We start from the raw sequence: 20,552 nt of genomic DNA, 5'->3' as shown, positions 1-20,552 counted from the left end.
CCAAACAGCATTCACAAAAAAGGAGCCTTAAGGCTCCTTTTTTAATACCAATAGAAACGCTAACGCATCCAAATTTTAATATCGGCTAAGCCATTAGCTTGAAGTGCACTAAGCTGCTGATCAACATTGTGGCTCTGCTCGAATTCAAAGGCATCTAATTGCTCGTCAAAGGTAATGTTTGCTACACCATCACCACCGCGCTTTTTAACTTGATGCAATGCAATATCAGCAAGGTTAACTGAGGTTTCCCAACCAATAACTTGGCCACCTAATAAAGGTAAAGGATAGAAAGACCAGCCAACCGACGCAGTAATCGTGGTCGATTCTCCATTCGGTAATCTAAATGGGTTTGCTGCAATTGCTTCACATAAATCGGCCACATAATTGTCTATTGCTGTGCGTTTGAAATCACGTAGTAAGAGTAAAAACTCATCGCCACTCCAGCGTGCAACATAGTCAGAACCTTGAGTACGACTATTCAATAAAGTCGCCATTTGCTGTAAGCAGCTATCGCCGGCAAGCGGGCCATATGCATCATTAATGCGACTGAAGTTATCAAAGTTAATTATCAATAGCACGAGCGACTTACCCTGCGCTTGCAATGATTGCGAGTTACGCTGGAAGTGTTCGATATCTTTAGGGAGCTGATCAAACAAGAAGCGGCGGCTACGTAGGCCTGTAAGCTCATCTGAGTGACTAACTAACTTAAGCTGTGAGTTCACTTGGTTAAGTTTATCGTTAGCTTCTCGAAGCTCTACGGTACGTTCTGTTACTAAGCTTTCAAGGGCTAATTGCTTACGTTTCTCTTGCGCTCTAAATACCCAAAATACAAGGTAGAACAGTAAAATAAAGCTACTAGTGATCAAGAGTCTAAAATAAATAGTCTCATCAAAACGGCGCGGCACTACAAAGCTGTACTCAGTACGACGTGCTTTTTGCCAATCTTCACCACGGCGTTTTGCTTCAAGTTGGAATAAAAACGAACCCGGCGGTAAGTTGGTATAGATTGCCTCACGACGAGTATTGGCATAACGCCAGTCACTGTCTAAGCCACTTAAACGGTAACGGAACTCAATACTTGAAGGAGCATAATAATCAATCGCAGTGTATTTTAACGTTACATCGCGTTCATCAATTTGCAGCTCTGGTTTATTACCTAAAGTTGCGGTACTTAAATGACGAAGCGGCGTGATCAAGCTTTCAATTCGAGGCTTAAGAGCTTGAACACCAAAAAGCTCAACGCTCTTTGGTATTTCTACCACACCTTGTAGGCTTGGGTACCAAATAGAGTTACCGGTATCTGCTACAGCGTCATGACCCAGACCAGCACAACACTGACTTGCTTTACCATCAAGTTGACGGTCGAACGATGAGATCACTTGTTCTACTTTTAAGCTCTCGATATCAGTACCAAACTGCTCTACTGGCATGCGGTATACACCCTTCATGGTACTAACCCAGATACGTTTTAATTGCTTATCGTAAACAAGACTAAAAATAGAGCCATACGGCAGACCGTCTGTCGCATCTAACTGACGCCACTGACCTTTGGTACTGCGATAAAATAAACCATCGTTAAGTGAGCCAATTAATATCCCTACCCCTTCAATATTCAAAATACTGGTAACGTAGGCACTTTCTAAGCTGGTTTGATCGCCAATTTTTTCAATCCCGCGGTCGGTAAAGTAATAAGCCCCTTTACTGGTGCCAATTAAGCCAAAGTTTTGCTCATCCAGAACATAGGTAATAAATTTACTGCTTAAGAATGCATTGTATGCAAAGGGTGTTAAACCACCGTAGCTTAAGCGGTACATACCACGGCCAGTACCGAGCCAAAAACCGCCTTTGCTAGAACGACTAATTGCGAATACAGGGTTATCGCGCAGTGCTCGCCCCGGCACCGTATACAAGTTTTGGTTTTCGTAATAAAACACACCACGGCCTGTTGCGATGTACAAACGATCACCGTCAAACTGTAAGTCGTGCACTGCTGCTCGACCAAACTGATTACTCGGAATTTGATTTACAAAATTCTTGTTGTAATCGAAGTAGCCAACACCGCTGCGGTTAGCCACCCATAATTTGCCATCAGGTGCTTGGCTAATCGCCATCACCGCTTCGGTCATATTTGAGATAGCTGAGTGACGTTCAATACGTCCTTCGTGAGCAAGCCATAAGCCTTCACTGAAGCTTGCCAGCCAAATGTTATTTTGATTGTCACGGAAAATATCGGCAAACCAAATGCTTTGATCGAGCTGGCTTGGCTCAACCCATTGCCAATCTCCTGAATTATCACGAAATAACAGTCGGCCATAGGTCGAAATCCAAAGCGCTCCATCTGAGTCGCTCATAAACTTATAAACGGCAGAGTTACTGGCATTTGGCAGTGGGAATGGGCGCAGCTCGTCATCTAAATCAAGAAAGTAAGCACCCAGCTCTGAAGCAAGGTATAAATTCCCTTCTAGCCAAGCCATATCATGAATAATGGTTTGTGCTAAACGCTCAGGTAATGAAACTTTGGCAGTCAGCTCTAATCGTAACTTTGCAAAGTCAGAAGAGGTATTGGTTAAACGCAATAAGTGACGCTCATTGACCAGCCAAATGCCTTCTGGCGACAACGCCATTTGGCTCACTGAACCCACAATTTGCGTAATAGCAGTGGCATTAGATACCGGTACAATTAACGCTGAGTTTTGATTGAGTGTGACTTGATTTCGAGCAACGTAATAAAGGCCATTCGCTGCAATCCATATACTGCCTTTGGAGTCTTCAAGAATATCGCGAACCGGACCTTTAACGTTAAAGGTTTGCGACATCATGGTTTTAGGATCAAGTGTTACCAAGCCATTTTTGGTACCAACCCAAAGTAACCCAGTACTATCAACTAATAGCTTATTAATACCATTACTTGGTAGGAAATCGCTGTTTTGCGTATTGAAGTTAGTGAAGGTGTTACCATCAAAGCGGCTTAAGCCAAACTGAGTGCCCAGCCACATATAACCTTGCTCATCTTGAGCAATGCTTTTTAAAGATTGCGATGGCAAGCCATTTTGGATGTTCCACTGTTTGACGACATAGTCAGTAATAGATGCAAACGCAGACGTGCTGCAAAGCATCAACAAACAGACAACTAGAAATCGCATCATATACTTGCCACCAAGTAACACTTAACTCATCGTTTAAAAAGGCAAATAGCCTGCTTTAAACAAGGCTTGAACACAAATTAATGAAAATATACCTGCTAAAATATCATCAGCCATGATGCCCAAGCCACCGTGTAAACGTCTATCTAGAATTCGGATAGGGCCTGGTTTAGCGATATCAAAAAAGCGGAACAATAAAAAACCAACCAACAGTGACTGCCAACTCAGTGCAGCACCAATCATGGTGATATAATAACCAGCAACTTCATCCCAAACAATGGCTGGATGATCATGTACCCCTAAGTCATCTGCTGTTTTACCACATGCCCAAATACCAAATACACTGATCACGATTGCAAACACAATCTGTAACCACAGTGGAAAGTACATAGTAGTAAAAATAAATGGCAAGGCAGCAAAGGTACCAAAGGTGCCAGGTGCTTTAGGGGCAAGGCCTAAGCCAAAACCCAAACCAAAAAATTGGTGTGGGCGTTTTAAATTGAATAATCGGTTACTGCTCAAACCGGCTCCTTCGTAAAGTGCTGAAAGCCCTTACCTTGATAGTTAAATTGCTCACCATCAAGTAATAGCTCAATCTCACCTTCGCCACTTTTAATTTGACCTACACAACTTGCTTCAACACCATATTGGCGTAGCTTCATATCAACCATGCTTTTATTGCTTTCTGGCACAGTAAACAGCAGCTCGTAGTCGTCACCGTAATTTAAGATATAGTCAAATTGCTCTGCTCGTGGAATCGACGAGTTTAATGCATCAGAAACAGGCACTTTATCAACATTGATCACCGCACTAACTTGCGATAGCGCTAAAATATGGCCCAAGTCAGCTAATAAGCCATCGGAAATATCAATTGCTGCAGAGGCAGCGCCTCGCAGAACCTGACCAGCTGCAACACGTGGAGTCGGATAATCAAAGCGATTATTTAAATAGCTTAAGTGTTCAGGGGCGATATCGAGGCCTTGTTTACGGGCTTCAATGGCTACACCAGCATCACCTAATGGACCTGTTACATAAATCCAATCGCCAACTTTAGCACCGCTACGGCGCAGTGCTTTGCCTTCAGGCACGATACCTTTAGCACAAATCGTAATAGTTAAAGGGCCTTGAGTGGTATCACCACCAATGATTTGCACATTGAAGTACTCTGCAATTTCATGCATGCCTTCAGTGAACTCTTCAAGCCACTCTATATTTGCTTCAGGCAAAGTTAGGCCTACCGAAATCCACGTAGGTTCAGCGCCCATTGCCGCAAGATCACTTAAGTTAACAGCTAAAGCTCGATGCCCAAGGGCACGTGCAGAGATGTCATCAAAAAAGTGTACGCCCGCAACTAAGGTGTCTGTTGTTACCGCCAATTGACAGTTTTCAGGCACAGTTACTAAGGCACAATCGTCACCAATACCTAGGTTAACATCACGGCGAATAATGCCACGCCCCTTAAAGTAACGATTGATTAGTTCAAATTCCTTCATACACAAAAAAGCCGGCCCAAGCCGGCTCTCCTTTACGGGGTTACTTACTTACGCAGTTCTTTCACTGCTTTATCAAGTACACCGTTGACAAACTTATGGCTGTCTTCAGCACCAAACATCTTAGCAAGCTCAATGCCTTCATTGATTGCCACTTTGTAAGGTACGTCTTCACGGAATTTCAACTCATAGCCAGACAGACGTAAAATTGCTTTTTCGACCATGTCTAACTCATCAGCTGGGCGTGCTAAATGTGGCGCAACGATTTCATCTAATTGCTTACAGTTAACAACAACACCGCGTGCTAGGTCTTTGAAATATTCGACGTCGATCTTAGTCACATCATTTTCAATTAACATTTGCTGTTCAATATCAGCAATTGGGTTACCGCTTAACTGCCAAGAGTATACGGCTTGAAGTGCTAAGATACGTGCTTTACGTCTTGCTGCTGGTTTCACAGAGATTCCTTAAACTTAAATTTTGTCTAACACATTAACCATTTCAAGCGCACCTAAAGCAGCTTCGCCGCCTTTGTTACCCATCTTGGTACCTGCGCGCTCAATTGCTTGCTCAATGCTTTCAGTGGTTAATACGCCAAATGCAACCGGGATATCATACTCAAGAGATACTTGCGCAAGACCTTTGTTTGATTCGCCAGCGACTAAATCAAAGTGTGGTGTACCACCTCTGATCACTACGCCTAAAGCGATGATTGCATCGTGTTCTTTCTTTGCTGCAACGCGTTTCGCTGCTAAAGGTAATTCAACGGCACCTGGTACGTAAACAACTGTAATGTCGTCTTCAGATACGCCACCTGTGCGCTTAAGCTCATCAACAGCACCTGCTAATAGGCTGCTACCAATAAAGTCATTAAAGCGAGAAATGACAATGGCAAATTTTTTGCCCGGTGCGTATTTGTTACCTTCAATAATTTTCATTTAATAACCCTAAAAAATAAGTTTAAGCGGTTGCGATTGCGCAAAAATTACGGCGCATAATACCACAAAAATATAAAAGTAGCCTAGTAAATCTGTTTTCCCTAATTAAGAGCGAGGCTCAACGTAGTCAACCACTTCTAAGTGGAAACCAGATAACGCATGGTACTTCTTAGGACGGCTCATTAAGCGCATCTTTTCAATACCTAAATCAGCCAAAATCTGCGAGCCCACACCCACAGTTCGCGATGTACCTTGGAATTTACGATGACTCACATTTTCGCCAGCATCTTCAGCGGCAAAGGCTTTAACGGTTGCTTCTAGGTCTTCTGTTGACTCTTGTTTACCCAAGATAACCAGCACACCGTTGTGCTCAGCGATATAAGCCATCGCATCTGATAAGCCCCAGCTACGATCAGCACTTCTATCTGATAATAGAATATCGTTAAAGGTACTTTGTAAGTGAACACGTACTAACGTTGGTTCGTCTTTCGATACTTCACCTTTTTGTAAAACATAGTGAAGCTGACCATCAATGGTGTCTTTGTAGGTCACTAAATCAAACTCACCGTGATCTGTTGGCAGTTTACATTTAGCAACGCGCTCAATGGTGGTTTCGTTTAGGTTTCGGTATTCGATTAAATCTGCAATGGTGCCAATCTTTAAGTCATGCTCTTTAGCAAATACTTCAAGATCAGGGCGACGCGCCATGGTGCCATCTGGGTTTAAGATTTCAACAATCACAGATGACGCCTCAAGACCCGCTAAACGCGCTAAATCACAACCTGCTTCAGTATGACCTGCACGTGTTAACACGCCACCAGGCTGCGCCATAATTGGGAAAATATGCCCTGGCTGAACGATATCGCTCGGTACGGCACCTTTAGCGATTGCGGCTTGAACGGTACGTGCACGGTCGGCCGCTGAAATACCTGTAGTTACACCTTTCGCCGCTTCAATCGACATAGTGAAGTTAGTTGAAAAAGCTGCACCGTTATTTTTCACCATCAGTGGTAATTCTAACTGCTGACAACGCTCTTGTGTCATTGTTAAACAAATTAAACCACGGCCATGTGTTGCCATAAAGTTGATAGCATCAGCACTAATGTGCTCTGCTGCGATGATTAAATCGCCTTCATTTTCTCGGTCTTCATCGTCCATTAAAATAACCATTTTACCGGCTTTAATGTCATCGATAATTTCTTGCGCGCTGTGTAAATTCATAATGTGCCCATGAGAGTATGATTAATAGTGACGTATCTTTGCTTATTTAATAAAGCCAGCTTGTGCTAACAAGCTCATTGATATGTCTGAACGGGAAGGTTGTTCAGCCCCTTTAATTAGGCGCTCTAAATAGCGAGCAATCTGGTCAACTTCTAAGTTCACCTGAGTCCCCACCTGAAATTCTGCAATCGTTGTTTGCTCTGCAGTATGCGGAACAATCGTCAGCTTAAAGCGATTTTGCTCAACCTCGTTGACGGTTAGGCTAATGCCATCAATACACACAGAACCTTTGTACGGAATGTACTTCATTAAATCATTGTCTGTGCTTAACCAGTACTCGGTTGCACGAGCATTGGGACTAATACTTTCGACAGTCGCAATACCATCAACATGCCCTGACACTAAGTGCCCACCTAAGCGAGAAACCGGTTGCATGGCTTTTTCGAGGTTAACTGTTTGACCTTTTTTATAATGTGCAAACCCAGTTAAGCTAATTGTTTCGTTTGATAAGTCAGCACTAAAACCATCGCTATGTTTAGCGACAACCGTTAAACACACACCATTGGTGGCAATACTGTCACCGAGCTTGACGTCTTTCATATCCAAATTAGGGCTTTGAATACGAATAGCTAGATCACCTTGCTTTTGTGTTAGTTCAACAATTTTACCTGTTGCTTCAATAATTCCAGTAAACATAGTGCTACTCTTTATTTTCAATGTCTGTGGCTTGCTTTGCTTTTATCGCTGTTAAGCGAATATCATCGCCAATCATCACTGTATCAGTAAAGGTCAGTTCAGTGATATCACTCATCATGGTGACTTCTGCAAAGTTTAGTAAGCTTTTGCCCATATCACCTATTAACTTAGGGGCAATATAAACAATGTATTCGTCAATTAAATCTTGCTCTGCGAACACCCCTGCAAGGGTTGCACCCGCTTCGAGCCAAATATGATTAAATTGTAGTTCAGCAAGACGCTTTAAAACCGCCGATAAATCAACTTTATTGTTATTTGCTGGCACCACTTCGTGTTTAACAAAGTGAGGCCACTTGGTATGATTATCAAGCGACGTGGTAAAAATTATCATCGGGCTCTCGATGCTGAATAACGCAAGTTCAGGCGTTAACCTGTTTTGTGAGTCAATAATGATTCGGGTTGGTTGGCGCAAAGGCAACGAGGTTGGCATGGTAAATGGCAACTCATCAACACGGACATTAAGTTTGGCATTATCAGTAATAACGGTGTCTGCACCGGTTAGGATAGCACAGCTTTGCGCACGAAATGCTTGCACATCTTGGCGCGCCTTAGGGCCTGTTATCCATTTACTTTGGCCGTTATTTAGCGCTGTTTTACCATCTAAACTACATGCCATTTTACAAGTCACATATGGCAATCCAGATTCCATACGCTTTAAAAAACCTTTATTTAAATCGCGCGCTTGTTGTTCAAGTAAACCAGATGCAACGCTAATACCGGCGTCAGCTAAAATTTGTAGGCCGCGACCACTCACCGCAGGGTTTGGGTCAACCATAGCAGCAATGACCTTACTTACACCTGCTGCTTTTAAACCTTCGGCACAAGGTGGAGTGCGCCCATAGTGACTACAAGGCTCTAAAGTCACATATGCAGTGGCGCCTTTCGCGTTGTCGCCAGCTACAGCCAAGGCATTCACTTCAGCATGGCCCTGCCCTGCTAATTGATGAAACCCTTCACCGACTATTTCGCCATCTTTAACCAAAACACAGCCAACATTCGGGTTTGGCGTCGTAGTAAAACGACCTTGTTTAGCAAGCTCAATGGCACGCGCCATGTAAGCTGTATCAAGCTCTGTAAACGACATGATTAATCACCTAAACGAGCGATCTCTTCACCAAACTCGCGAATATCTTCAAATGAACGATAAACCGATGCAAAGCGCACATAGGCTACTTTGTCGAGTTTCTTTAGTGACTCCATGATGCATTCGCCAATTAAATGGCTAGAGATTTCACGCTCACCCGTAGCACGAAGTTGAGATTTAATAATGTTAACGACTTCATCGACCTGCTCAGTGCTCACTGGGCGTTTCTCTAAAGCGCGATGCAAGCCATTCAGTAATTTGTCTTCATTGAATGGTTCGCGGCTACCATCTTGCTTGATGACTCTTGGCATCACAAGTTCAGCGCCTTCAAAGGTGGTAAAGCGCTCATGGCATTCGTTACATTCACGTCGACGTCTCACTTGGTGACCACCGCCAACTAGTCGAGAATCAATTACTTTAGTATCTTTTGCGGTGCAAAAAGGGCAATGCATAGGGTTCAACTTCCGTTTATAAAAAACAAAAAAAGGCCGCTTAGTAAGCGGCCTTTATAATAGCAAAAAACAACGCTATTGTTATCTTAATTACGGTTTAACTAGTAATTAAGCGTAAACTGGTAATTTTTTACAGATAGCTTTAACTTTCTCTTTTACTTCTGCTTGTACAGACTCATCGTTGATGTTGTCTAGTACGTCACAGATCCAGCCTGCAAGCTCTTTTGACTCAGCTTCTTTGAAACCACGGCGAGTAATAGCCGGAGAACCAATACGAAGACCAGACGTTACAAACGGTGAACGTGGGTCGTTTGGTACTGAGTTTTTGTTTACAGTGATGTTTGCGTTACCTAGTGCAGCGTCAGCATCTTTACCTGTGATATCTTTATCGATTAGGTCAAGAAGGAATAAGTGGTTGTCTGTTTTACCAGAAACAACTTTATAGCCACGCTCTTGCAGTACTTCAACCATTGCTTGTGCGTTCTTAACAACTTGCGCTTGGTACGCTTTGAATTCTGGTTGTAATGCTTCTTTGAAAGCAACCGCTTTAGCAGCGATGATGTGACATAAAGGACCACCTTGACCGCCAGGGAAAACAGCGCTGTTTAGCTTTTTGTAGATCTCTTCATCTCCACATGCAGAAACGATTAGACCGCCACGAGGACCTGCTAATGTTTTGTGAGTTGTTGTTGTAACAACGTGTGCGTGAGGGATTGGGCTTGGGTATACACCAGCCGCGATAAGACCAGCAACGTGAGCCATATCTACGAATAAGTATGCACCTACTTTATCAGCGATTTCACGGAATTTAGCCCAGTCAACAACGCCTGAGTATGCAGAGAAACCAGCGATGATCATTTTTGGCTTGTGCTCTAATGCAAGTGCTTCAACTTGAGCGTAATCAATTTCGCCTGTTTCGTCGTTTAGGCCGTATTGAATTGCATTGTACGTTTTACCAGAAAAGTTAACGTGTGAGCCGTGAGTTAAGTGACCACCATGAGCTAAGCTCATACCTAGTACTGTATCGTGCGGCTGAAGAAGAGCTTGGAAAACAGCTGCGTTTGCTTGTGAACCCGCATGTGGTTGAACGTTAGCGTAATCTGTGCCGAATAATTCGTTTGCACGGTCAATTGCTAATTGCTCAACAACGTCAACATGCTCACAACCGCCATAGTAACGTTTGCCTGGGTAACCTTCAGCATATTTGTTGGTAAGCTGAGAACCCTGCGCTTCAAGTACGCGTGGGCTACAGTAGTTTTCAGACGCGATCAGTTCGATGTGCTCTTCTTGACGAGCCGTCTCTTTATTGATGGCTGCAAATAACTCTGGATCGAAATCCGAAATATTCATGCTACGTTCTAACATGGGGTCTCCTAAGGCAACGTGTATGGTGTTTTTTAAAGGCTGTATTGTACGCTTAAAACGCACTTTTGCCTATCTTGTAAAGATGAACATATTTAAACAGGGATTGAATTTATTTCACAGTGTTTTAATAATGATATTTTTTTATTGATACATAACAAAAATTTATAAATTTAAAATATTTCATAGATATTTAAAATGTTACTTAAACAAAAATCGCTCTGTTAAATTGCGTTTTTATTAGGGCAAACTAAGCTTATAAGACTGGTCAATATCAAGGATGGTATAAGTACATGTTAGCTAAACCAATATACGAATTAGTCCCCTACGGATACTTTTTTCTCGGCATCAGTTGTATCACATTAGCCAATAATTATGTGCCTACATTAATCGGTGTAATCTTATTTTTATTAGGTGCTAACATTTGGCGGATGCGTTCTGAAGCCAGAAGAACCGATCATTCAAGCCAGCGAGTCAAGCAAAGAAAACGTCGCTATTACTATGAATTTAAACCTTTTATCATTTTTATTTCGGCATTCACCTTGATGCAATGGACGCAAAATGAACTCGTTTCGGTGATCAGTATTTTGCTGTGTATCTCGGCAGGGGTCATTCTAAGCATGCGGATTTTAAACCGTCATAGCCATTCGTTACTTCATTGAGTGCTTTATTAAAAGACTGCATAAAAAAGAGCGGCTTAGCCGCTCTATAATCAAGGTTATGCTAATTTATTTAACAGCTCAGTTCGAAGCAATTGATAATCAAAGTTAATATCTTCAGCCAAACACTCATTTGCTAGCGCATCAGCAAGTGGTTTCGGCATAGGTAGTTCGATGTCTAAAATTTCTTCTACACTGTCTTTAAATTTTGCTGGGTGTGCAGTCGCTAAAAAGATACCTGCACTGCCATCTGCTAGATTTTCTTTCAAGCCTTGATAAGCAATTGCAGTATGAGGCTCTGCGATGTAACCCGTTTGATGAATTTTTTTCATCACCTCTTTTGTTTCTTCTTCGCCAACACAGCTTGAATAAAAATCATCATAGCTAAACCATTTGTTATCCAACATAAACTGAACACGTGGCCAGTTATTCGGTTTACTCACATCCATAGCGTTCGATAACGATTCAAGCGTGTCGTTCGGTGCCCACTCTTTGCTTTGTAAGAAACGTGGCACAGTGTCGTTTTGGTTAGTTGTAGCACTTAGTTTCGCTACTGGCATACCAAGCACAGCACCGATCATCGCAGCGCACACATTACCAAAGTTACCACTTGGTACTGAGATATGCGCTTTACTACGCTGCTCTTTAGGTAATTGAGCAATGGCTTCAAAGTAATAGCAAACCTGTGCAACTAAACGACTGATGTTGATTGAATTAGCAGAATTTAGACCTAGCTTTTGTTTAACTTCATCGTCTAAGAAAGCTTGCTTTACCATGCTTTGGCAATCATCAAAGCTACCATCAACAGCATAGCAGTGAATGTTATTGCCTAATGTTGTAAATAGCTTTTGCTGCGCTAGTGAAATTTTACCTTTCGGGTATAAAATCACGACATCGATATTTGGCTTATTATAAAATGCATGGGCAACCGCAGCCCCCGTGTCGCCCGATGTTGCAGTTAAAATTGTTACTTTTTCGCCTTGGTTAAATTGTGCAAGACACTCAGCCATAAAACGGCCACCAAAGTCTTTAAACGCAAGCGTTGGACCATGAAATAGCTCTAAGCAATAAATATCTTTTTCTACTTCAACCAGTTTCACATCAAAGTTAAAAGCATTTTGTACCATCTGTGCAACGGTATCGGCAGGTAGTTCATCGCCAATTAGGTGCGATAAAATCTTGCTGCTACGACTAACAAAGTCTAAATCAAGTAACGCATCAATGTCTTGAATTGGCGAAAGGCTTTCTGGGAAGAATACCCCTTGGTTACGTCCTAACCCCGTTTTTACCGCTTCAACAAACGACACCTGTTGTGTTTCATCTTTTAAATTATGTAATTGCATGTTTATTCCTTAAATTCTTTAAAGCTGTCGTGTGCCAAGCTGATCAAGTTTACAGATGTGGCTGAAACCTTGTTCATTTACGTAATTATCATTCAGCCAAGCTGCACACTTTTGAGCAGCTTCAAGACTCTTACACACGGTAAATAATGTTGGGCCCGCACCAGAAATACTGACAATCTCTGCACCAAGCTCTGGTAAAGCACTTTTAGCTTCCGCAAAACCTTGGATTAATGGTGCGCGATGTGGCTCAGCGATTTCATCTGTCATAATTGATAACGCAGCATCAAAACGACCTGTTAGCAATAAGCTGCTAAATGCAGAAAGTCGCTGTGCAAACTCAACACTGTCGTGCATTGATAATTGCGTTGGCAATACCGAACGCGCTTTTGCAGTATTCAGTGAAAAACCTGGAAAAGCCGCTACGTAATACCATTGATTATCAACGGGTAACGAAATTGACTTGTTCGGAATGAGTTCACCCGTTAATTGCAAACCACCTAAATAACAAGGTGTGATGTTATCGTAATGACGGCCGCCACTAACAATGGCTTCAAAATCAGCCATCAACTCGATAAGTTGCTCTTGAGATAATTTGGTTTCGGCAAATTTATCAAGGGCAGCAAACGCTGCCACCACAGAACAAGCACTTGAACCTAAACCTGAGCCAATTGGTAGGTTCTTTTTAAGCTCAAGTTTTACCGCTGGCATAGCCGGTGCAACGTGCTCTTTAAAGTGAATTAAACATTGATAAGCCAAGTTTTCTTCAGCATTTGCAGGTAGTTTATGGGCATAGTCGCCAGAGCAGACAAAAGTATCTTGCTCAGCGGCACTCACCTCTACAACATCGCCTAATAAAGTGCCATCGATAGGTGCCAGCGCAGCACCTAGTGCATCAAAGCCGACAGCAAAATTCCCGATTGAAGCGGGTGCATATACACGGATCATGACCAGCTCCTAACGTGTTAATGTTTTTAAGATATCAGCAAATACGCCTGCAGCCGTTACTTCAGCACCTGCGCCATAACCACGAATCACAAACGGACGTGGTTGATAATATTGACTTAAGATTGCCAATGCATTTTCACCGTCACGGATATCGTAAAGAGCATGGCTACTATCTACGGCTTCAATGCCTACTTTACATTGACCGTTTTCAATAGTACCCACATAACGAAGTACTTTACCTTCACTTGCAGCACTTTGAATGCGGTCGTTAAACTGTGCATCAAGTGATGGTAGTTTTGCCATGAAATCTGCTACAGAATCATCTTCTGCAAATCCTTTTGGTAAAACTGATTCAACTTCAATATCGCTTAGTTCTAACTCAAGACCCGATTCACGAGCAATGATCAGTAGTTTTCGAGCAACATCAGTGCCTGATAAATCATCACGTGGATCTGGCTCTGTAAAACCACTTTCTTTTGCTTTTAACGTTGCTTCGCTAAGAGATAAACCATCTTGTAGCGCACCAAACATATACGATAATGAACCCGACAAGATACCGCTGAACTTAATAAGCTCATCACCGGCACCAAATAGTGATTTCAAGTTATCAAGTACTGGTAAGCCTGCACCTACGTTTGTTTCGTATAAAAACTTACGGTTATTCTTTTGTGTTGCTGCTACTAAATCTTGGTAGTAAGCATACGAGCTAGTATTGGCTTTTTTGTTTGCCGCAACCACATGGAAACCGGCATTCAAGAAATCAACATATTGCGCAGCAAGCTTATCGGCTGAGCTACAATCTACGATCACAGGGTTAATTAAATGGTTTTGTTTAACAAATTGCTCAACCAGATTTAAATCAAATGCTTGTTCTGACTCGGCTAGTTTGTCTTGCCAGCCATCAAAAGCGATGCCTTCGCTATCTAGATAAAGCTGTCTTGAGTTAGCAACACCATACAAGTTCAGCTTGATGTTACGTTTTTCAAGCCATGCTTGTTGACGCTCTAACTGCTGAATAAGCTCTTGGCCAACTAAGCCACAGCCAAGTAAAAACACATCGATTGAAGGAATGTGAGTAAAGAAGTTCTCATGGCACACTTTTACTGCGTCGTTGCATAATTCACCGTCGATAACCGCTGAAATGGCGCTTTCAGTCGAATCTTGTGCAATAGCAACAATGTTAACCTGCGCTTGAGCTAATGAAGCAAAGAACTTAGCCGCTAAACCTTTGTGCGCACGCATGTTATCGCCAACTAGAGTAACAATCGCAAGGTTACGCTGCACTTGGACTGGTTCGATTAAGCCGGCTTGTGATTCTAATTCGAAAGCAGTTTGTAATGCTTCTAAAGCAAGAGATAAGTCACTCTCATGCACACAGAAACTGATGCTAAATTCACACGAAGATTGAGTGATTAGTACAATTGAAACATTGTCGTGCGCCAGTGCATTAAATACTTTTGACGCCATGCCCACTTTGCCTTTCATACCTGGGCCAGACACCGTTAACATAGCGAGGTTTTGTAAACTTGATAATGCTTTAACTGGATCGTTCGACACACTGTCGTTACTGATCACAGAACCTTCTGCACGTGGGTTATGAGTATTTTTGATCTCGCACGGCACACCCGCTTTGGCACAAGGTAAAATCGTTTTCGGGTGCAATACTTTCGCGCCAAAGTAAGACAGCTCCATTGCTTCTTTATAAGATAACGAATCAACCTTAGATGCTTTTTTGATATAACGCGGGTCTGCATTGTAAACACCGTCAACATCAGTCCAGATTTGGCATACTTCAGCTTCTAGGCATGCAGCCGCAATAGCTGCTGAGTAATCGGAACCATTGCGACCAAGTGTTGTTAGCTCACCTTGCTCATTGGCAGCAGTAAAACCCGGCATGATATAAATAGTGCTCGGTGCTGCTTTTAATGCAGCTTGAAAACGTAACTTACTTGCAGCCAAGTCAGCTTCAGCATCAATATAGCCACCCACTGAAGCTATGCAATCTGTCGCTTCTAAATAACGAGCATTACTTTCTTTAAGCATACATTCCATTAAGGCTACACTTACGCGCTCACCAAAACTGATTGCATAAGCACGTACTTGGTCTGGGCAGCACTTTAAAAGTGCAACACCATCTAGTTTATTCTTAAGTTCGCTCAAATCAGGCCAACTTGCTACCTGACCAAAGTCAGCTGCAACAGCAGCTTTTAGTTGTTCACAGCGCGCAACCAATGCTTGCCATAACTCACTAAAATCTTGTCCCTGCTCTGCAGCGCTTGCTAATGCTACTAATGAATCTGTCATACCACCCGGTGCTGACAGTACTAACAGCATTTCATCGCGTAATTCTTCTTTGACTAACTGAGCTACCTGTTGCAAACATGCGTAGTCAGCCAAGGACGACCCACCAAATTTTAATACTCGCATTATTTATGTTTCCTCATTCCATAAACGAAAAAGGCCTGTGTTCTAGTGAACACAGGCCTATAATTTTGTTGCACCGACCTATGCCACTATCCCGTAAGGATGATGGTTGTAATAATAATGGTCGTTGCGTGATTAAATGTTTTCATAGCCTGTAGACTGCCTTAAATATAGCCAGCCTGTCAACCCTTAAAGAAAAGATAAATTATGCGTTTGTGTTATATAAAAGATTAGTGAATACCAAATTTATGCAAAGTTGCTTTTAGTCGCACAAGATCTATCGGTTTATCAATGAAGTCAATAGCACCCAATTTTACTACTCTTTGTTTCATTTCAGCCTGAATATCAGCCGAAATTACTATAACAAAGCACTCAATTTTCTCTGCTTTGATCGTTTCGAGCACTGCAACACCATCCAATTCTGGCATGGTTAAATCTAAGCACAATAGATCAAAGTTTTGCTCGCGTAATAAGGCTAGAGCTTCACGGCCATTTGTGGCTTGTTGAACATCTGCATCCAAGCAATCCCCTAAACAGCGTACTACCTGCTTTCGGGCAATATTTGAATCATCACAGACCAGTACTGAAAAATTAGGATTATTCATGAAATAAAAATCTTCGCTGTAGCAAATACAACATCAAAAAAGGCTAAATTAAAGATGGAATAAATTTATAACACACTTTTTCAAGCGCAGTAAGGGCAAGTTTTTTCAAAATTTACTAACAATTTATAAATGTTCCAGTAAAAAAGGATATATTTATTTCTTTTTAACCATTTATTAGCTAACTTTAGAACTAGCTGAATGTATTACAATTGTCACCAAGGAGCTATGGATATTCCATGCTACAAAAAAGCCTGTCCAAAGAATTATTAACAAATGTACTCTCAGTCTACTTTTTACTTACTTTTGTAGTGACCTGTGGACAAGTTATTGCTGAGTACGTTAATACCAAAGATTATATTCGCGACGAGTTAACGACTTTACAAAAAACATTTAGCCGTAGTTTAACCCGCGCTATTTGGGAACTGAACGATAAACAAACCATCACCACGGCTGAGGGCTTACTGGCAATCCCTATGATCGAGGGTATTATTGTGCGTGATGATAGCGGCGAGGTACTCTCTCAGTTAGGTCGCTCGTTAGATATTCACGAGCTATACAGTCAACAGTTAGTGCAAGAAGAAGCGATTATCGAAGATACGCCATCAGGCTTATTCGGTTACACATTCCCACTCATTTTTGAATTTTCGGGTAAAACAACCCAAGTAGGTGATGTAACCCTGTTCTCAAGTCGTGAAGTGGTATTTAGCCGCATCATGATTTCTATCTACTTTTTAATTGGTAATGCAATGATCAAAACCACCTTTTTGATCATTCTTTTCTTACTTGCATTTAGAAAGCGCTTAACCGAGCCATTGGCACAATTCACAGAACAAATTGAAGATCTTGAACTAAACGACCTAGAAGGCCGCCATATCGAGATCAAAACTGTTGAGCACAACGAATTAAAAGTAATGGAAGAGTCTTTCAACCGCTTAATAGATAAGGTAGTACTTTACCGTGAAGAGCTCGAACATACGCAAAAAGAGCTTTTAATAAGCAACGAAAAGCTCGACCAACATAACTTACAGTTAGAGCAAGAAGTAGCGCGCAAAACATCAAACCTAAGCCAAGCGATGATGGACTTGCAGCAACAAAAATACGAGCTTGAAAAACAAAAGCTGACACTAACTGAAGAAATTGATTTACGTAAACAAACTGAACAAGAGCTCATTACCAAGCAAACTGAATTACAACGCTACCTTGATGAACTAAATATGGCGCAAGAGCGCTTAGTTGGCTCAGAAAAAATGGCAGCATTAGGTGGCTTAGTGGCGGGTATTACTCATGATGTTAATACACCTATTGGGATTGGTGTTACCGCAACGTCATTTTTACAAGAACGCTTGGACCAAATTGAAGCGGCATATAAAGAAAAAACTCTATCGCCAAAAGCGCTTGAAGAGTTTATTAATGACGCCAAGCAAAGTACTAGCCTACTGACTAGTAACCTAGACCGAGCTTCTGAGCTGGTTGCAAGCTTTAAGCAAATTGCAGTGGACCAAGCCAGTGAGGCGGTGCGTACCATTAACTTTAAAGAGTATTTAGGTGAAGTGATCCGCTCACTCCATCCAAAGCTAAAGAAAACATCGCATCATATTAATTTAGATTGCCCTGATGATTTAACACTTAACCTGCCTGCGGGTGCGATTAGTCAAATTTTCACAAACTTGATTATGAACTCACTCATTCATGGTTTCGAAGGGATTGAAAGTGGCATCATTGATATTGTTATCAAAGAAGAAGATGACGAAGTCGTTATCGACTTTAAAGACAATGGTAATGGCGTATCAAAAGAGCAGTTAGAAAAGCTATTTGACCCATTCTTTACAACCAAGCGCGACCAAGGCGGCAGTGGCTTAGGCACACATATTACTTTTAACCTCGTTAAACAAACCCTAAGTGGCGATATTGAGGTATCTAGCGAAGTCGGTAAAGGCTTGCACTACCATATTAGTTTTCCGAAAAACATGCCAAAACCACTTTCAATGTTTAACTCATAAGCAATTAGCGTTGATGCCGAAATGATTCATTTCGGCATCAGTTTTTTATTGCTATGATTGGGCAAATTTATTGAAAGGATTAGCCTAATTATGTGGTTTAGTAACCTTATCTGTTACCGTTTTAAACAAGACGTTTCATACTCTCAAGAAGACTTCGACAAAGCCCTAGAACAAGACTTGTTCCGCTCATGTACAGGCCAAGAGCTTTCAACATTCGGTTGGACAAAAGCCTTTGGTAAGCATGGTCAAACCCTATCTCATTTCTCTCAAGACAGCATTTTAGTATGTGCTAAACGTGAAGAAAAAGTACTGCCAGCTGCCGTTATCAACGAATTAGTTGCAGAGAAAGTTGAGCAAATCGAAGCGGAAGAAAACCGTCCAGTAAAGAAAAAAGAAAAAGACGAACTAAAAGAAAATATTCTGCACACTTTACTGCCTCAAGCATTCAAAAAATCGAGCCTACAGTTTGCGTTTATTGATCAAAAGAATGGCTGGGTTGTGGTTAACAGCGCAAGCTTTAATAAAGCAGAAGAGCTTTTAGCCCTATTACGTAAATCACTTGGCACGTTACCTGTCGTACCTGCATTTGCGAATTACGATTTAGATGTATTTTTAACTGACTGGTTAACTAATTTCAGTACCCCTGAAGGCTTTTCTATCGGTAACGATGCAGAGCTTGAAGAAGCCGATGACAGTGGCGCACAGGTTAAATTAAAAGGCCATGACTTATCATGCGACGAAGTAAAGTCACACTTAGAAAATGGTAAGCGCGTAACTAAGCTGGCTCTTGATTGGCAAGAACGCGTTAAGTTCATGCTTCAAAACGATGGTTCAATTAAGCGTTTAAGCTACTCAGAAACATTAAAAGAAGAAAACGCCGACATTCCAAAAGAAGATATGGCAGTAAAACTTGATGCTGACTTTATCTTAGCGTCAGAAGAAATTAAACAGCTGCTAGAAGAGCTAACTCAAGGCTTAGGCGACGCAGAAGATTTATAAATTTAACCCAGATAATGGTTAACATTAAAAGCGCGACTTAGTCGCGCTTTTTGTTGCTGTTATTCAGTAAAAATCGCTTTTACTTCGTTAAGCATATCGTTATATTCATCGTCACTGAACATATCAAGTGATTCAATCACGCCTTTGTCAATGTAAGTTTGCAATGCCGCAGACTTATCAGAAACCTGTAAGATCCCTTCTAAAATCGCGCCAATACGAATGAAGTCAACATAGCAAATATGTTCTGGACGATAGTTTGGATTTGCCCAGCTTTCAGCTACTTCTACAAACTCATCAGTGAAGCCCCAAGCTCGCATAATTGCGCCACCTACTTTACCACCCAGCTTTTGAATGGCATGAGCAAGGAAGCTTGGGTTTGCGAACACCTCAGGGTGCTTTTCAGCTTCTGTTAAAATGGGCAGTACGCCAATGTTATAAACTAATGCCGCTAAGGTAATTGTGTCGCGATTAAGCGAGGTTTGCTTATTTCTGCGTAAGAAGAAATCCATTAAGGTAATTGAGTGGCACGCTACTTTAAGGGTTTTTTGCCATGCCTTGTCCATATAGCCTTTGATAAGCTCATTATGCGATACAAACAGCTGCTCCATTGCCATTGCAGTTGCAATGTTCTTAATTTGACGTAGGCCAATTCGTGTTACAGCTTGGTGTAAATTTGTAACTTTAACTGAGCGCCCCATAAATGCACTGTTGGCGACTTTGATCATTCGTGCTGATAATGCCGGATCATGAGAGATGACATCTGCCATATCCATCAAGTTTACCTCGGGGTTATCCGCAGCTTGCCTTACCTTCACAGCAACTTCTGGTAAGGTAGGTAACACTAAAGTGTCATTATTTATTCTGTCGACCAATATGGTCAGTAATGCATTTTCTGTTGACATATGTGTGCCATCCTCTTGGGTTAGCCCGCCCAAACAAAGACAGACTAATGACTGACATTATTAGATTAGTTATAGTTTTAGTATTGTCTAACTTAGCGCTAAAGTTAAGAAATTCACAGAAATTATCTATTTTTTATATTTTTTAACTGCTTAACTCATAAATAAATATTGCTTCTAGTGCTGTAAACTTGCCATATATATGTCAGGTTTGCTTTAATGCATAGACTTT

Annotated in this window: 18 protein-coding genes; 3 read left to right on the top strand and 15 right to left on the bottom strand. The window is 41.7% G+C overall.

Features of this window, described 5'->3' with window-relative positions; translation table 11 throughout:
* Positions 1-59: 59 nt before the first annotated feature.
* The 10 genes from AN213_RS05285 to glyA form a co-directional block, all read right to left on the bottom strand.
* Entirely contained in the window at positions 60-3,146 is a 3,087-nt protein-coding gene (locus AN213_RS05285; protein WP_055197843.1) for a ligand-binding sensor domain-containing diguanylate cyclase, read from the bottom strand.
* A gap of 33 nt (positions 3,147-3,179) precedes the next feature.
* Entirely contained in the window at positions 3,180-3,665 is a 486-nt protein-coding gene (locus AN213_RS05280; protein ID WP_054562659.1) for a phosphatidylglycerophosphatase A, read from the bottom strand.
* Positions 3,662-4,636: a thiamine-phosphate kinase gene (gene thiL / locus AN213_RS05275; protein ID WP_054562660.1), complete on the bottom strand. Its 975-nt coding sequence runs from the start codon at positions 4,634-4,636 to the stop codon at positions 3,662-3,664. The genes AN213_RS05280 and thiL overlap by 4 nt, the downstream gene beginning before the upstream one ends.
* Positions 4,637-4,680: 44 nt before the next feature.
* A complete protein-coding gene (gene nusB / locus AN213_RS05270; RefSeq protein WP_054552571.1) occupies positions 4,681-5,091 on the bottom strand; it encodes a transcription antitermination factor NusB in 411 nt (136 codons plus the stop codon).
* Positions 5,092-5,106: 15 nt separating this feature from the next.
* Positions 5,107-5,571, bottom strand: a complete 465-nt coding sequence (gene ribE, locus AN213_RS05265; RefSeq protein ID WP_054562661.1) for a 6,7-dimethyl-8-ribityllumazine synthase — start codon at positions 5,569-5,571, stop codon at positions 5,107-5,109.
* A 105-nt stretch (positions 5,572-5,676) separates the two neighbouring features.
* Positions 5,677-6,792, bottom strand: coding sequence for a bifunctional 3,4-dihydroxy-2-butanone-4-phosphate synthase/GTP cyclohydrolase II (gene ribBA / locus AN213_RS05260; protein ID WP_054562662.1), 1,116 nt, complete (start codon positions 6,790-6,792; stop codon positions 5,677-5,679).
* Between the two features lie 42 nt (positions 6,793-6,834).
* Positions 6,835-7,488 carry a riboflavin synthase gene (locus AN213_RS05255; RefSeq protein WP_054562663.1) on the bottom strand — a complete coding sequence of 218 codons (654 nt, stop codon included), beginning with the start codon at positions 7,486-7,488 and terminating at the stop codon, positions 6,835-6,837.
* Between the two features lie 4 nt (positions 7,489-7,492).
* Entirely contained in the window at positions 7,493-8,632 is a 1,140-nt protein-coding gene (gene ribD / locus AN213_RS05250; protein ID WP_055021993.1) for a bifunctional diaminohydroxyphosphoribosylaminopyrimidine deaminase/5-amino-6-(5-phosphoribosylamino)uracil reductase RibD, read from the bottom strand.
* A gap of 2 nt (positions 8,633-8,634) precedes the next feature.
* Positions 8,635-9,084, bottom strand: a complete 450-nt coding sequence (nrdR, locus tag AN213_RS05245; protein WP_054552576.1) for a transcriptional regulator NrdR — start codon at positions 9,082-9,084, stop codon at positions 8,635-8,637.
* A gap of 108 nt (positions 9,085-9,192) precedes the next feature.
* The gene (gene glyA / locus AN213_RS05240) at positions 9,193-10,449 is read right to left on the bottom strand and encodes a serine hydroxymethyltransferase (protein ID WP_054562665.1); all 1,257 of its coding nucleotides are present in this window, start codon (positions 10,447-10,449) and stop codon (positions 9,193-9,195) included.
* 290 nt (positions 10,450-10,739) lie between these two features.
* Between glyA and AN213_RS20155 the strand changes: the two genes are divergently transcribed.
* Positions 10,740-11,108 (top strand): hypothetical protein, encoded by a 369-nt coding sequence (locus tag AN213_RS20155; RefSeq protein WP_130166844.1) that lies wholly within the window; start codon positions 10,740-10,742, stop codon positions 11,106-11,108.
* 56 nt (positions 11,109-11,164) lie between these two features.
* On the opposite strand, the gene thrC is transcribed toward AN213_RS20155, so the two are convergent.
* The 4 genes from thrC to AN213_RS05220 all read right to left on the bottom strand — a co-directional run bounded on the left by thrC (position 11,165) and on the right by AN213_RS05220 (position 16,422).
* Positions 11,165-12,448: a threonine synthase gene (gene thrC, locus AN213_RS05235; RefSeq protein WP_054562666.1), complete on the bottom strand. Its 1,284-nt coding sequence runs from the start codon at positions 12,446-12,448 to the stop codon at positions 11,165-11,167.
* 18 nt (positions 12,449-12,466) lie between these two features.
* On the bottom strand, positions 12,467-13,393 hold the full coding sequence (gene thrB, locus AN213_RS05230; protein ID WP_055021996.1) for a homoserine kinase: 927 nt from the start codon (positions 13,391-13,393) through the stop codon (positions 12,467-12,469).
* 9 nt (positions 13,394-13,402) lie between these two features.
* Positions 13,403-15,820, bottom strand: a complete 2,418-nt coding sequence (gene thrA, locus AN213_RS05225; RefSeq protein ID WP_055197820.1) for a bifunctional aspartate kinase/homoserine dehydrogenase I — start codon at positions 15,818-15,820, stop codon at positions 13,403-13,405.
* Positions 15,821-16,047: 227 nt separating this feature from the next.
* Positions 16,048-16,422, bottom strand: coding sequence for a response regulator (locus AN213_RS05220; RefSeq protein WP_054562669.1), 375 nt, complete (start codon positions 16,420-16,422; stop codon positions 16,048-16,050).
* Between the two features lie 236 nt (positions 16,423-16,658).
* Here AN213_RS05220 and AN213_RS05215 point away from each other — a divergent pair, with 236 nt between their 5' ends.
* Together AN213_RS05215 and rdgC are read left to right on the top strand one after the other, a co-directional pair.
* A complete protein-coding gene (locus AN213_RS05215) occupies positions 16,659-18,422 on the top strand; it encodes a sensor histidine kinase (RefSeq protein ID WP_054562670.1) in 1,764 nt (587 codons plus the stop codon).
* Positions 18,423-18,512: 90 nt separating this feature from the next.
* Positions 18,513-19,421 carry a recombination-associated protein RdgC gene (gene rdgC, locus AN213_RS05210; RefSeq protein WP_054552583.1) on the top strand — a complete coding sequence of 303 codons (909 nt, stop codon included), beginning with the start codon at positions 18,513-18,515 and terminating at the stop codon, positions 19,419-19,421.
* A gap of 59 nt (positions 19,422-19,480) precedes the next feature.
* Here rdgC and AN213_RS05205 read toward each other — a convergent pair whose 3' ends face one another.
* The gene (locus AN213_RS05205) at positions 19,481-20,323 is read right to left on the bottom strand and encodes an HDOD domain-containing protein (RefSeq protein WP_054562671.1); all 843 of its coding nucleotides are present in this window, start codon (positions 20,321-20,323) and stop codon (positions 19,481-19,483) included.
* Positions 20,324-20,552: the final 229 nt, after the last annotated feature.

This window comes from Pseudoalteromonas sp. P1-8 (assembly GCF_001399985.1).
Classification (GTDB): Bacteria; Pseudomonadota; Gammaproteobacteria; order Enterobacterales; family Alteromonadaceae; genus Pseudoalteromonas.
This window is presented reverse-complemented; position numbering and strand designations above follow the sequence as displayed.